General features: G+C 58.6%; 13 protein-coding genes. 3 read left to right on the forward strand and 10 right to left on the reverse strand.

Annotation, left to right across the window (positions count from 1 at the left end; translation table 11 throughout):
- Window positions 1-46: 46 nt before the first annotated feature.
- Window positions 47-535 carry a cytochrome c oxidase assembly protein gene (locus tag RYA97_RS16805; protein WP_005778543.1) on the reverse strand — a complete coding sequence of 163 codons (489 nt, stop codon included), beginning with the start codon at window positions 533-535 and terminating at the stop codon, window positions 47-49.
- A gap of 269 nt (window positions 536-804) precedes the next feature.
- On the opposite strand from RYA97_RS16805, the gene RYA97_RS16810 reads away from it, so the two are divergent.
- A complete protein-coding gene (locus RYA97_RS16810; RefSeq protein WP_002551545.1) occupies window positions 805-1455 on the forward strand; it encodes a hypothetical protein in 651 nt (216 codons plus the stop codon).
- A 122-nt stretch (window positions 1456-1577) separates the two neighbouring features.
- Here the strand turns inward: RYA97_RS16810 and RYA97_RS16815 are convergent, their stop codons facing one another.
- From RYA97_RS16815 to RYA97_RS16835, 5 genes are all read right to left on the reverse strand, one after another.
- Window positions 1578-3110 carry a SulP family inorganic anion transporter gene (locus RYA97_RS16815; RefSeq protein ID WP_004655212.1) on the reverse strand — a complete coding sequence of 511 codons (1533 nt, stop codon included), beginning with the start codon at window positions 3108-3110 and terminating at the stop codon, window positions 1578-1580.
- Between the two features lie 104 nt (window positions 3111-3214).
- The gene (locus RYA97_RS16820; RefSeq protein WP_004655211.1) at window positions 3215-3955 is read right to left on the reverse strand and encodes a carbonic anhydrase; all 741 of its coding nucleotides are present in this window, start codon (window positions 3953-3955) and stop codon (window positions 3215-3217) included.
- A 205-nt stretch (window positions 3956-4160) separates the two neighbouring features.
- Window positions 4161-5219, reverse strand: a complete 1059-nt coding sequence (locus tag RYA97_RS16825; RefSeq protein WP_117140201.1) for a PA0069 family radical SAM protein — start codon at window positions 5217-5219, stop codon at window positions 4161-4163.
- 123 nt (window positions 5220-5342) lie between these two features.
- Window positions 5343-6011, reverse strand: a complete 669-nt coding sequence (gene elbB, locus RYA97_RS16830) for an isoprenoid biosynthesis glyoxalase ElbB (RefSeq protein ID WP_230017312.1) — start codon at window positions 6009-6011, stop codon at window positions 5343-5345.
- A 207-nt stretch (window positions 6012-6218) separates the two neighbouring features.
- Window positions 6219-6881, reverse strand: coding sequence for a DedA family protein (locus RYA97_RS16835; protein WP_004655204.1), 663 nt, complete (start codon window positions 6879-6881; stop codon window positions 6219-6221).
- Between the two features lie 231 nt (window positions 6882-7112).
- Between RYA97_RS16835 and hemB the strand changes: the two genes are divergently transcribed.
- Both hemB and ppk1 read left to right on the forward strand, forming a co-directional pair.
- Window positions 7113-8123 carry a porphobilinogen synthase gene (gene hemB / locus RYA97_RS16840; protein WP_004655202.1) on the forward strand — a complete coding sequence of 337 codons (1011 nt, stop codon included), beginning with the start codon at window positions 7113-7115 and terminating at the stop codon, window positions 8121-8123.
- Window positions 8124-8139: 16 nt separating this feature from the next.
- On the forward strand, window positions 8140-10350 hold the full coding sequence (ppk1, locus tag RYA97_RS16845) for a polyphosphate kinase 1 (protein WP_004655199.1): 2211 nt from the start codon (window positions 8140-8142) through the stop codon (window positions 10348-10350).
- Here ppk1 and ppx read toward each other — a convergent pair.
- The 4 genes from ppx to RYA97_RS16865 form a co-directional block, all read right to left on the reverse strand.
- Window positions 10337-11839, reverse strand: coding sequence for an exopolyphosphatase (gene ppx, locus RYA97_RS16850; protein WP_005731673.1), 1503 nt, complete (start codon window positions 11837-11839; stop codon window positions 10337-10339). The genes ppk1 and ppx overlap by 14 nt on opposite strands.
- Before the next feature lie 405 nt (window positions 11840-12244).
- On the reverse strand, window positions 12245-12979 hold the full coding sequence (locus RYA97_RS16855; protein ID WP_003317352.1) for an amino acid ABC transporter ATP-binding protein: 735 nt from the start codon (window positions 12977-12979) through the stop codon (window positions 12245-12247).
- Entirely contained in the window at window positions 12966-13616 is a 651-nt protein-coding gene (locus RYA97_RS16860) for an amino acid ABC transporter permease (RefSeq protein WP_032074436.1), read from the reverse strand. Before RYA97_RS16860 ends, RYA97_RS16855 begins: the two co-directional genes overlap by 14 nt.
- Window positions 13613-14278: an amino acid ABC transporter permease gene (locus RYA97_RS16865; RefSeq protein ID WP_004666535.1), complete on the reverse strand. Its 666-nt coding sequence runs from the start codon at window positions 14276-14278 to the stop codon at window positions 13613-13615. Before RYA97_RS16865 ends, RYA97_RS16860 begins: the two co-directional genes overlap by 4 nt.
- Window positions 14279-14302: the final 24 nt, after the last annotated feature.

A 14302-nucleotide genomic window follows, 5' to 3' on the forward strand; every position in this document is an offset into this window, starting at 1 on the left:
TGATCGGCATGCGGCCAGGGATGATGGCCTATATGGCTTCGAGCGCCTAGGGCGCAGTGACATCGAACAGCGTATAGGCCAGCGTCAGGCGTTTCACCTCTGCGGGCAGGTCGCGATCAACGATGAAGCGCACGGGCATCTCGATACGCTCACCCGGCTGTAAGGTCTGTTGGGTGAAGCAGAAACATTCGGTCTTGTGAAACCACTCTGCCGCCTTCCCCGGCGAAATGCCCGGTACAGCCTGGGCTTTCATCGGTTTGTCAGTAGGGTTCTGCGCCACGAAAATCATCTCGTTGACCGCACCAGGGTTGATTTGCATCTGGCTGGCGCGCGGGTAGAACGCCCAGACCATCCCGGCAGAGTTTGTCGCGGTGAACTGCACCTCGATCTGCCGCGAAGCGTCCTGGTCGCGGTTTCTGTCATACCCGGTCAGCAAAGCATAGAGCGACGGCAATGCAAATCCGCAGATGAACATGATCACCAGCAAACAGATCAAACGCAGAGCAAGCCGCTTGGATAAAAGAGGCTGAGTCATGCCGGGCTCACTTTTTATGTCAGACAGCGTGTCGAAAGGGCTGCGGGCGGCTTCAGAGTAGCCTGCTTACATCAGCGTAAGGTGCCGTATTTATGCGCCAATGTAGGCAAATGGTCAGAAACTGAGCAAAAAGCGCTTTGATATAGCCAATGCATATAAATGCGTTTCGGTTATAGCAAAAATGTCTTAGGCATTTAGTTAACCGAGCTAACGTATGACTTTCCATAACCGAACCACGGGGTTTAATGCCCTCAGGAGTCCCCACTGCCATGAACACCGCCGCATTGCGCGAGCAGATACAACTAGCCCATCAACATGAAGCCGAGACCGGCCACTTGCTGCAACAGTTGGAACAAAAGCTCCCACATCTTCATCCCGCCATTCACCTCCCGGATGTCGACGCGAAGGACGTGTTGACGCGTTTCGTCACTGCTTACATCGACTTGGTCCCCGACCTGCTGGACGCTGCTCACGAGGTCGCCGTAGAAGCCGGTATCGAAGGGCAGATTAAACCGGTACTGAAAATCGCAGAGCATTTTTTCGCAGCACCCCCTTCCATCATGGACGGACATGAAGGGCTGGAAAGCCTGCTGGACGAGGCCTATCTGGCACACAGACTGGTCGAGGAGGTGAACGATCTGTACATCAAGCATTTTGGTCAGCCGCTGATACCGTCAAATACCACGGTTGCCAGCGTGATTGCCCACCAGTTGATCGGCGAGCAATTTGCCAACCAGCTGGACGAGGCGGTTCACCATGCCGTCGACAAGCTGCTTGATGATGAAAGTTTCGCGCTGGACTCTGTCGAGGCCTACCGCGAAAAACTGACCAGTCCTGATACAGGTGCAGCGTGGAAGCGCTGGCCAAGCCTGTCACGACAATTGGGTATCGGCCTGGAGCTGGAACGCTCCGTCATCTGATTCAGAGGCCCGAATCAATGTCTTCGCCCGCAATGGAAGGAGCCGGATATCGCTCCGCTGCTACGCGAAGACCCATCCGGCTCCTATCGTCATTCCAGGCTTCAGCCCCAACGCTTTGACTATCAGGCGGCGCCCGAGCCTATACCCGTTGTTGTGTAGATCCGCCCTTCAAGACGACGCTTCAACCCATGCGGCTCAATGAGCAGTCGGGTGCCATGAGCGGCATTGGAACGTCCCCACTCTTCCAGCAGTTCCAGGCACGAGTGGTCTATGTAGGACAGATTGCCCAGCGGCACATGCACGGTACTGCCCTGCGGGATGGTGCCCAGAGCCTGAGTCAGCGCAGGCACCTTGAGGAACGTCGCGGCACCGACCAGACGCAGCTCGAATTCCTTCTCGCCCGCCAGTTCGACCACGTTGATCTTCAGGCGCGAAGCCTTGAACGCCAGCTTCACCAGGGTCAGACCGAACCCGACCAGTACACCGGTCAGCAGGTCGGTGAAGATGATCGCCACGGCAGTCGCCGCATACGTGAACATCGGCATCCGGCCATAGCGGCCCAGACCACGAAATGCCTTCAGATCGACCAGCTTCAGGCCGGTGTAGACCAGCACACCAGCCAGACTCGCGACCGGAATGCTCTGCAGTACGCTCGACAGCAGCAACACGAACGCCAGCAGCCACAGACCGTGGAAGATCGTCGAGAAGCGCGTGGTGGCACCGGCCTGGACATTGGCCGAGCTGCGCACGATAACGCCAGTCATCGGCAATGCACCGAGCACGCCGCAGAGCATATTGCCCACGCCTTGCGCGCTGAGTTCCTTGTCGAAGTCCGAACGCTGGCCACTGTGCATGCGGTCAACCGCCGAGGCGGAAAGCAGGGTTTCGGCACTGGCAATGAATGCTACGACGATAGCGGCAACCAGAATGGCCGGGTCGGCCAGATTCATCAGGTCGGTCGGACGCAGCCAGTCGATGGCGTCGGCCAGGTTGTCAGGCACTTCGACACGCTTGACCTGCAAGGCCATGAACAGGCTGATGCCGGTTGCGATACCCACGCCCAGCAGCGCGCCGGGTACGAAGCGCAAAGACTGCGGACGAAGTTTTTCCCAGCCCCACATGATCAGCATGGTGCCCAGGCCGAGCATACCGGCCTGCATGCCGGTGCCTGGTCCGAAGGCCTGGATCAGTGTGGAAGGGAAGGCGATCAGATTGTCCAGCCCGGAAGGTTTGGGACCGCTGTCGAACATCACGTGTGCCTGTGACAGTACGATCAACACGCCGATACCGGCGAGCATGCCATAGACCACCGCAGGTGCCGTGACCCGGAACCAGCAGCCAAGCTTGAATCGACCTGCCAGCAGCTGAAGCAACCCGGCGAGTACCAGAATAGGACCCAGCATGGCCATGCCGTGCTCGCGTACCACTTCAAAAACCAGTACTGCCAGACCGGCTGCGGGACCGCTGACCTGCAACGGCGAACCGGCTATCCAGCCGACTATCAGCCCGCCCACGATGCCGGTGATCAGACCTTTGGCCGGAGGCATGCCGGATGCAATGGCGATCCCCATGCACAGCGGCAGGGCGACCAGAAACACGACCACGGAAGCGAGCAGCTCCCGTGGTAAAGCGGTTTTCAATGCTGTAATACCCATGACGCTTCTCCGGGATTCTTCAGACGAGGCAAGACGGGCGACGCGCATCCTGCGCAGCCGCCATCAGCTGATATAGAAGGGCTTGCCGTCAGTCGGACTGGTGATCAGTCGGCTGAAAAGCGTGCTTTCGGTGAAGCCATCGGCGTCGGTCCCGAACCGTCGAGCGGTATGAAACGATCGAGCTCGGCGTCATAAGCCAGGATTTCGCTGGTTTCGATGCTGTAGACCCAGCCATGGATGAACAATTGGCCGCTGGCCATTTTCGCTGCGACCGAAGGGTGGGTACGCAGGTGATGCAACTGGGAAATCACGTTTTCCTGAGTCAGGACCTGCATGGTTTCCAGCTCGCCGCTGCAACTGCAGTTCTGCTCGACCACTGTGCGGGCGACCTCGGCATGCCGCAACCAGGCCTTTACCGTAGGCATCTTGTCCAGGCTGTCAGGGTTGAGCACTGCACGCATGGCGCCGCAGTCGGAATGTCCGCAGACAATGATGTGTTGCACGCCCAGCGCGACAACTGCGTACTCCAGAGCTGTGGACACACCACCGTTCATCTGGCCATACGGAGGCACAACGTTACCGACGTTACGCGTCACGAACAGGTCGCCTGGCGAGCTTTGGGTAATCAGTTCAGGCACGATGCGCGAGTCGGCGCAGGTGATGAACATGGCCCGTGGCGACTGGGCGGTCGCCAGCTTCTTGAACAGTTCTTCCTGCTGGGGGAAGACCTCGTTACGAAAATGTACAAAGCCATCGACAATATGTTTCAACGCTACGTCGGCGCTGTCTGAATGGCTTGATGTGCTGGACGACGTAGCCGAATGCTGTTTACCGATGTCTGTCATGTCTTCATCCTCTCTGACGGATTGATGTGGATTCTTCATGCCTGTTTGACCAGAGCCGGATGTGATCCCTGTAAATGGCATCACGAACAAATCCCTTGAGCGCTATCGCTGGTGACACTCCGAGTTACAGACTAATCGCCCAAGCTTAAGCGAAACTGAATGCGATGGCTCTGGGACGAGGGTTTGCACGATAGTACCAAGTTCGTCACAGCAGTGACATTTGTCCTCCTGGCGGACAAAAAGCATCGCAATCGAGTGCGAAACCGCCACGTTTGTTCAATCCAAGCCGTTTGATTGCCAAGGCATAGCGTTGAGCCAGTAGATCGGCAAACGGTCCTTCACCGCGCATCCTTGAGCCAAACTGACTGTCGTACAGCGCTCCGCCGCGGCTTTGACGAATCAGGCTCATCACATGTTCGGCGCGTTGCGGGTAGTGCGTCTTCAGCCATTCGTCGAACAGCGGCGCGACCTCCAGCGGCAGGCGCAGCATCACGTAACTTGCGCTTAGCGCGCCTGCCGCTTTCGCCTCGCTCAGCAGCGCCTCCAGTTCGCTGTCATTGATCATCGGAATCATGGGTGCGCACAGCACCCCGACGGGAACGCCCGCCTGACGCAACACCCGAATGGCCCGCAAGCGAGCCTTGGGCGCTGCCGCCCTGGGTTCGAGGATGCATTTGAGCTCGTCATCCAGTGTAGTCAGGCTGATGAATACTGACACCAGCCGACGTCTGGCCATCTCTGCGAGCAGGTCCAGGTCGCGCAGGATCAGCGAGCCCTTGGTAATGATGCTGACCGGGTGCCGATAGCGCAACAACACCTCAAGCGTGGCGCGAGTAATGCGGTATTCACGTTCGATAGGCTGATACGGGTCGGTATTGGCCCCTAACGTAATGGGCGCACAGCGGTAGCCTGGTTTGGAGAGCTGTTGCTCCAACAGCGCCGCTGCGTTGGTCTTGGCGATCAGCTTTGTTTCGAAATCAAGCCCCGGCGACATGTCCCAGTAGGCATGGCTGGGCCTGGCGAAACAATAGATGCAGCCATGTTCGCAGCCCCGGTAAGGGTTGATCGAGCGATCAAAGGGAATATCCGGCGAGCTGTTGCGGGTAATGATGCTTTTGGCGGTCTCGCTGGTAACCTGAGTGCCTTGGGTCAGTGGCACTTCCTGATACCAGCCGTCGTCCTCGGCCACGGACTGGCTGGGCGCGAAGCGATTATGCGGGTTGCTGGCAGTACCGCGGCCACGAACCGGATAGGGGCTGGACATCTGGCAATACTCAAATACTGTTTATGCATACAGTAAATCATAAGGCCGTGATCTATCACTATGGCTGGCTTGTAAAACACCGTTCGTCTGACGGGCGGTGCATTGGATTTGTCCCGCGGCAGGTCAGGCATTGCCCTCGTGCGTCAGCTCCAGCACGCGGTCAACCAGCTTGTTAATGCCCGATGCAGCCTCACTGATGCTTTTGGCAACCATGTAGGCGGGCGTGCAGACCAGTTTTCGTGCTTCGTCTTCGACGATGTCATCGACAGCGCATGGCGCGTGGCTGCCGCCCATCTTGGTAATGGCCGCAGCGGTATCAGGGTCGTTGCCGATGGTGCAGGTAACGCCGGGACCGTAGATCTTCGCTGCAAGTGCCGGGGTGATGCAGATCAGCCCGACCGGTTTGCCTGCTTCTGCGAACGCCTCTGCGAGTTCCAGCAGCCCGGCTTCCACTTGGCAGGCAGGGCCTTGCAGGGCAAGGTCGGAAAGGTTCTTCGCCGAGCCGAAACCGCCCGGGATGATCAGTGCGTCAAAGTCTTCTGCGTTTGCATCGCGGATGTCCTTCACGTCACCCCGTGCAATGCGCGCAGATTCGATCAGCACATTGCGCGACTCGGGCATTTCCTCGCCAGTCAGGTGGTTGATGACGTGATGCTGGGCGATGTTCGGCGCAAAGCACTGGACCTGCGCACCACGTTGATCCAGACGAAGCAGGGTGAGGACGCTTTCATGGATTTCGGCACCGTCATAGACGCCACAACCGGACAGGATTACAGCCACTTTTTTCTGCATCGATTCGGCTCCTTGTACTTGAGCAATCTAAGGCTTCTTTTAATTCGTCCATTAATTGATCGCTTTATGGGCCGAGTGTTCAGTTGACGCGTTACAGACTACGCAAAAATGCGTGGGGAAGGGTGATGCTCGCAAGGTCAGGCAGCGGCGGCGCACTGCCGCCGAGTGAGGCCTGTCAGCCTGCACTCGGGGAAGGAAACGGAGAAATTACTCGTCTGATTTTTTCGTCAGGTCGACGGGCACGGGGACAGGTGTATCCAGATCGGACGCCGCTGCAGATGCACAGAAGCGGCTCTTTTCTTCACGCTCTTCACGGGCAATACGCGCGTTCTTGATGCGTCGGCGCAGCCACAGACCAAGGCCGAGCAATATCAGCGCACCCAGCACCCAGAGTTCGTATTTCTTGACGTTGCCCAGCAAGCCCTCGAGAACCGCGCCGAAATGGTAGGCCGCCGAACCCAGTGCAGCCGCCCAGACAGCCGCGCCGATACCGTTGAGTAGCAGGTAACGCCCCGGTGGGTAGCCTGACAGGCCGATGGCCACCGGCATGACCGTTCGCAGGCCATACACGAAGCGGAAGCTCAATACCCATATATCCGGGTGCTTGCGCACCAGCCGCAGGGCCTTGTCGCCCATGAGTTGCCAGCGGGGCTTGCGCGCCAGGAGCTTGCGGCCGTGTTTGCGCCCCATGAAATACCACAACTGGTCACCCGCATAGCTGCCGCAGAAGGCAACGAGGATGACGATATTGAGGTCCATGTATCCGCGAAACGCCAGAAAGCCGGCGAGAACCAGAATGGTCTCGCCTTCAAAAAAGGTGCCGAGGAACAGGGCAAAGTAGCCGAATTCGTTCAAGAAATTCTGGAGCATTGTCTGGATGCTGGCGAAATGAACGCGCAGCCTAACGCGCCCAAGACAATGATGAAAGTGTCGATATGTGTCTCGACGTTAAAGATTCTTACAACCACAATGGTTGGATCCTCATAAGGGCCATGACCGCGACGTGCAGTCGCAGGTCGAACCATGACTGTCACACATTGGTCATAATGGCGGCTTATAACTGTCGCGCTTGCCCGCGTAAGCGGGCTCAGGAGTCTCGCCGTGAGCTTTACCCCCGCAAACCGCCTGTTTCCTCTCACTCGTCTGCGCCGTAATCGCCGCGACGACTTTTCCCGTAGGCTGGTGCGTGAAAACGTTGTCACCGTTGATGATCTGATTCTCCCCGTATTCGTCCTCGATGGTGAAAACCGTCGTGAATCCATTGCCTCAATGCCTGGCGTCGAGCGTCTCAGTGTCGATCTGTTGCTTGAGGAAGCCGAGCACTGGGTCGCACTGGGCATTCCAGCGCTGGCCTTGTTCCCGGTAACGCCGGCCGAGAAAAAATCTCTGGACGGCGCTGAAGCCTGGAACCCGGATGGCATTGCGCAACGCGCCACCCGCGCGTTGCGTGACCGTTTCCCGGAGCTGGGCGTCATCACTGATGTGGCGCTGGACCCGTTTACCACCCACGGTCAGGACGGCATCCTTGACGAAGAGGGCTATGTGCAGAACGACATCACTGTCGATGCACTGGTGAAGCAGGCCTTGTCGCACGCCGATGCAGGCGCTCAGGTGATCGCGCCTTCGGACATGATGGACGGTCGCATCCAGGCCATCCGTGAGTCGCTGGAGCTGGCCGGGCACGTCAATGTGCGGATCATGGCCTACTCGGCCAAATACGCCAGTGCCTATTACGGCCCGTTCCGTGATGCAGTGGGTTCTTCGCTGAATCTGGGCAAGGCCAACAAGGCGTCCTATCAGATGGACCCGGCCAACAGCAACGAGGCACTGCACGAAGTCGCAGCTGACCTGGCTGAAGGTGCCGACATGGTGATGGTCAAGCCGGGCATGCCTTATCTGGACATCCTGCACAGGGTCAAGGATGAGTTCAAAGTGCCGACCTTTGTCTATCAGGTCAGTGGTGAATACGCGATGCACATGGCAGCAATCCAGAATGGTTGGCTGAGTGAAGGGGTTATTCTCGAGTCCCTCACGGCCTTCAAACGCGCCGGTGCCGACGGCATCCTTACCTACTTCGCTGTTCGCGCCGCTCAACTGTTGAAGGGGCAATAGCCTCACAGGATCATTCATGAATACCGAAGCACTCATCGAAGCCGCTGTTGAAGTCGATGTTCCGCAGGCGACGCCCGCGGTTGAACCTGACATCGAAGTAATCCCGGCCATTGAGGCACCTGCCGCTACAGTGCCCGCTATCGTCGCTCCGAACCTGGACGACAGCAGCCTGTATATCCACCGTGAACTGTCGCAATTGCAGTTCAACATCCGGGTACTGGAACAGGCGCTCGATGAGTCCTACCCGTTGCTGGAGCGGCTGAAGTTTCTGCTGATCTTCTCCAGCAACCTCGATGAGTTCTTCGAGATTCGTGTCGCAGGTCTGAAGAAACAGATCACCTTTGCCCGTGAACAGGCCGGGGCCGACGGTTTGCAGCCGCATCAGGCGCTGGCCAGAATCAGCGAGCTGGTGCATGGTCATGTTGATCGCCAGTACGCGATCCTCAACGACATTCTGCTCCCGGAGCTGGAAAAGCATCAGGTCCGCTTCATTCGTCGTCGTCACTGGACGGCCAAGCTCAAGGCCTGGGTACGTCGCTACTTCCGTGACGAGATCGCGCCGATCATCACCCCGATCGGTCTGGACCCGACCCACCCGTTCCCGTTGCTGGTCAACAAGAGCCTGAACTTCATTGTCGAGCTTGAAGGTATCGACGCCTTCGGTCGCGACTCGGGCCTTGCGATCATTCCGGCACCGCGTTTGCTGCCGCGTGTCATCAAGGTGCCGGAAGAGGTCTGTGGCCCTGGCGACAACTTCGTTTTCCTGTCGTCGATGATCCACGCTCACGCTGACGATCTGTTTCAGGGCATGAAGGTCAAGGGCTGCTACCAGTTCCGTCTGACCCGAAACGCCGATCTGGCGCTGGACTCGGAAGACGTGGAAGACCTGGCACGTGCCCTTCGCGGTGAGCTGTTCTCGCGTCGCTACGGCGATGCGGTACGTCTGGAGGTAGCGGATACCTGCCCCAAACACCTGTCGGACTACCTGCTCAAACAGTTCAACCTGAACGAGTCCGAGCTGTATCAGGTCAACGGGCCGGTCAACCTGACGCGCCTGTTCAGTATTACTGGCCTGGACAGCCACCCTGAATTGCAATACCCGCCGTTCACGCCAGCGATCCCCAAACTGCTGCAGAACAGCGAAAACATTTTCAGCGTGATCAGCAAGCAGGACATTCTGCTGCTGCACCCTTTCGAGTCGTTCACCCCGGTTGTCGACCTGCTGCGTCAGGCGGCAAAGGATCCACACGTTCTGGCTGTGCGCCAGACGCTGTACCGCAGCGGTGCGAACTCGGAAATCGTCGATGCGCTGGTTGATGCGGCGCGTAACGGCAAAGAGGTCACCGCGGTGATCGAACTGCGCGCCCGTTTTGACGAAGAGTCCAACCTGCAACTGGCCAGCCGTCTTCAGGCTGCCGGTGCGGTGGTGATCTACGGTGTGGTTGGCTTCAAGACCCACGCCAAGATGATGCTGATCCTGCGTCGCGAAGCTGGCGAGATCGTGCGTTACGCCCACCTCGGGACCGGTAACTATCACGCCGGTAACGCGCGTCTTTACACCGACTACAGCCTGCTGACATCTGACGACGCATTGTGCGAAGACGTCGGCAAACTGTTCAGTCAGCTGATCGGCATGGGCAAAACGCTGCGCATGAAGAAACTGCTGCATGCGCCGTTCACGCTCAAGAAAGGCATGCTCGACATGATTGCCCGTGAGACGCAATTTGCGCTCGACGGCAAGCCAGCCCACATCATCGCCAAGTTCAACTCGCTGACCGATCCGAAGATCATTCGCGCGTTGTACAAGGCCAGTCAGTCCGGTGTGCGCATCGATCTGGTGGTGCGCGGCATGTGCTGTTTGCGTCCGGGCATCGCCGGGGTTTCGCACAACATCCATGTGCGCTCGATCATCGGCCGATTCCTGGAGCACACGCGGGTGTTCTACTTCCTCAACGGCGGCGACGAGCAAATGTTCCTGTCGAGTGCCGACTGGATGGAGCGCAACCTCGACAAGCGTGTCGAGACCTGCTTCCCGGTGGAAGGCAAGAAATTGATTCTGCGTGTGAAGAAAGAGCTGGAAAGCTACCTGACCGACAACACCCACAGCTGGCTGTTGCAGCCAGACGGGCGTTACGTGCGTAGCATGCCGACCGGCAATCAGAACGCCCGAAGCGCCCAGGCGACCCTGCTGGAGCGCCTGAGCAACCCGGTTCTCAGCGTACGCTGAAGACGATGCCGACTCGGGTCAGCCACTCCGCTTCCAGCGCGAAGTCGGCCTGAGTCAGCTGGTTGTTTTCCAGCCAGCCTGTGGGGAACTCGGCGTCCAGATTCGGGCCGTCGGCACGCAGGATCACACGCGGCATCTCCTGGGTGCCACGAATGTGGTGAAACAGAATCGCAAAGCGCAACAACACGCACAGGCGAATCAGCTTGATGCCTTCTGCGCCGAAATCGGCGAACTTGTCCTTGGGAATATTACGGCGATGACCGCGCACCAGCAGAGCGAGCATTTGCTGGTCTTCGCGGGAGAAACCGGCAAGGTCAGAGTGCTCGATCAGGTACGCGCCGTGCTTATGGTAGTGATAGTGAGCAATGTCCAGGCCGATCTCATGCACCTTGGCGGCCCAGCTCAGCAGTTCGGCGTAGCTCTCGTGTTGCAATTCCCAGCTTTCGGCAACCTGCTCCAGCGCATGCAGCGCCTTGGCTTCGACGCGTGCGGCCTGTTCCAGATCAACATGGTAGCGCTCCATCAGCGAGCTGAGCGTGCGCTCACGCACGTCTTCGTGATGGTGGCGGCCCATCAGGTCGTACAGCACGCCTTCACGCAGGGCACCTTCGCAGTGATCCATGCGCTTGAGCTCAAGCGCATCGAAGATCGCTTCAAGAATCGCCAGGCCTGCGGGGAAAATCGCGCGGCGGTCGGGCTTGATGCCGTCGAAGTCGATCTTTTCGACGTCACCCAGCTTGAACAGCTTGCGTTTGAGCCAGGCCAGCCCTTCGGCATTGACCTCGCCAGCGCCGTAACCGTTGGCTTTGAGTGCAAGTCCGATAGCGCGAATGGTGCCTGACGAACCGATGGCTTCATCCCACTTCAGGCGATGCAGCGCATGTTCGATGCTCATGATTTCCAGGCGGGCAGCGGTGTAGGCCTGTGCGTAACGCGCGGGTGTCACCTTGCCGTCGCGGAAGTAGCGCTGAGTAAAACTCACGCAGCCCATCTGCAGGCTTTCACGCAGCAGCGGCTCAAAGCGCTGGCCGATGATGAATTCGGTACTGCCGCCGCCGATGTCGGCGACCAGTCGCTTGCCGGGAGTGTCGGCCAGCGTGTGCGAAACGCCCAGATAAATGAGGCGCGCTTCTTCGCGGCCGGAGATCACTTCCACCGGATGGCCGAGAATCTCTTCGGCGCGATGAATGAAGTCGTTGCGGTTGCGGGCTTCGCGCAGCGCGTTGGTCCCCACGATGCGTACGGCACCGGGCGGCAGACCATTGATCAGCTGGGCAAAACGTTTCAGGCAGTCGAGACCGCGCTGCATGGATTCTTCAGTCAACTGGCGTTCTTCGTCGATGCCAGCGGCCAACTGCACCTTCTCGCCCAGGCGCTCAAGAATGCGAATTTCGCCCTGATTGGCTTTCGCCACAACCATATGAAAACTGTTGGAGCCCAGGTCGATGGCGGCGATCAGTGAAAAATTCTTGGGTGTTGAGTGCGGCATGGTCAGGAAATCCAGTTCGATAACCGGACCATCGTGCCACGATCCATGCCCGCCGCCAACGCGAAGCTGTCCAGGCAGCGGAAATACCCGGTATTACTCTTGTGAGATGGCGGATGGCTAGCTAATCAATGTGATAGTTATGTCATTGTCGTGCCGATGCTTTGCGTTCCCTCGTTGGAGTGCTCGGCGTTATACACAGTCCGGACAATTGAGCTTACAGGCTTCTGGCCGAAGGCCGTGGGAGCGAACTTGTTCGCGAAGGCGGTGTGCCAGGCGACGCATCTTCGGTGGATGTACCGGCCCTTTCGCGAACAAGTTCGCTCCCACAGGGGCGTCCACTACTGCGTTCCTACACTGGAGGAACGATGACCCCACCTATCGTGCGACGCTCTGCGTCGGCTCTTGTCAGGCGTGCTCCACGGTGCCGATGAAGTTCGCCAGTTCCGGGGTTTTCGGGTTGGCGAAGAGTACTTTCGGGTCGCCCACTTCATGCACCTTGCCCTGGTGCATGAACACCAGCTTGTCGCCCACTTCACGGGCGAAGCGCATTTCGTGGGTCACCATGATCAGGGTCATGCCGTCGGCAGCCAGCTGGCGCACCACGCTGAGCACTTCGTTGACCAGCTCCGGGTCCAGCGCCGAGGTGATTTCGTCGCACAGCAACACCTTGGGCGACATCGCCAGTGCGCGGGCAATCGCCACGCGTTGCTGCTGACCACCGGACAGGCGATCCGGGAAGGCGTCGAACTTCTCGCCCAGCCCGACGCGCTCCAGCATCTTTCTCGCCAGCTTCGCGGCTTCGGCCTTGGGCACCTTCTGCACGACCTGCGGCGCGAGCATCACGTTCTCGCCCACGCTCAGATGCGGGAACAGGTTGAACTGCTGAAACACCATGCCGACCTTCTGACGCAGGGTGCGCAGATCGGCGCGTGCGGCGTCCAGATATTCGCCATCGACCTCGATCACACCATCGTTGATCGACTCCAGGCCGTTGAGCGTGCGCAACAGGGTACTTTTGCCCGAGCCGCTGCGACCAATGATTGCCACGACCTGGCCCTCTTCGACCGACAGATCGATGCCTTTGAGTACGTGATGATCGCCATAGTATTTATGCAGGGCGGAAATTCTAAGCAGAGGCATGCAGTCTCCTTTCCAGATGGCGCGCGCACAGCGACAAGGGGTAGCACAGGATGAAGTAGCCCAGAGCAACGAAGCCATAGACCATGAAAGGTTCGAACGTAGCGTTGGCCAGCATACTGCCGGTCTTGGTCAATTCGGTGAAGCCGATGATCGACGTCACCGCGGTGCCTTTGACCACCTGCACGGAAAAGCCGACCGTTGGCGCAACTGCGATACGCAGCGCCTGAGGCAATATCACGTAGCGCATCTGCTCGAACGGGGTCATCGCCAGGCTGGCAGACGCTTCCCACTGGCCCTTGGAGATCGACTCCACGCAGCCGCGCCAGATCTCGGCGAGGTAGGCGCTGGTAAACAGCGTCAAGGCCAGCGCTGCCGCTGCCCAGGGCGAAATGTTCATGCCCATCAGGGCAACACCGAAGAACACCAGAAACAGTTGCATCAGCAATGGTGTGCCTTGAAACAATTCTATATAGAGCTTGGCGGTCACACGCGGGCCGGTTTTTTCCGAGGTACGCATGCCCATCACCAGCAAGCCGATCAAGCCACCGCCAATGAAGGCCACCAGCGACAGGGCAACGGTCCATTGCAGGCCGATCAGCAGATTGCGCAGGATGTCCCAGAGGGTGAAATCCATCAGCTGTTCCTCGATATGTAGCGACGCCCGATCCAGGCCAGCAGTTGCCTGATCAGCAGCGCCATGGCCAGGTAAATCAGCGTGGTCACAATGTAGGTTTCGAACGAGCGGAAGTTGCGCGACTGAATGAAGTTGGCAAAGAAGCTCAGTTCTTCAGTGGCAATCTGCGAGCAGACCGCCGAGCCCAGCATCACAATGATGATCTGGCTGCTCAGTGCCGGCCAGACCTTGCCCAGCGCCGGAACCAGCACCACGTAGCGAAACGCTTCATAACGATTCATCGCCAGCGCTGCCGACGCTTCAAGCTGTCCCTTGGGAATCGCCTGGATGCCTGCCCGAATGATTTCTGTCGAGTAGGCGCCCAGGTTGATTACCATCGCCAGCACCGCTGCCTGCCATTCCGAGATCTGCACGCCCAGCGACGGCAGGCCGAAGAAAATGAAGAACAGCTGGACCAGAAACGGTGTGTTGCGGATCAGCTCGACATAGATCGCAAAGATCGTCGCAAAGGGCTGGATCTTCCAGGCCCTCACGACGGCACCGACAATGCCGAGGCTGACGCCCAGCAGGGTGCCAATGGCCGTCAGTTCCAGCGTGAACAAAGCCCCGCGCAACAGCACATCAATGTTCTGCAGGACCGGTGTAAAGTCGAAATGATAAGCCATTGGTGAATCCTGTTACCGGAAAGC

The sequence above is a fragment of the Pseudomonas syringae group sp. 26L6 genome (assembly GCF_032587815.1).
Classification (GTDB): Bacteria; Pseudomonadota; Gammaproteobacteria; order Pseudomonadales; family Pseudomonadaceae; genus Aquipseudomonas; species Aquipseudomonas amygdali.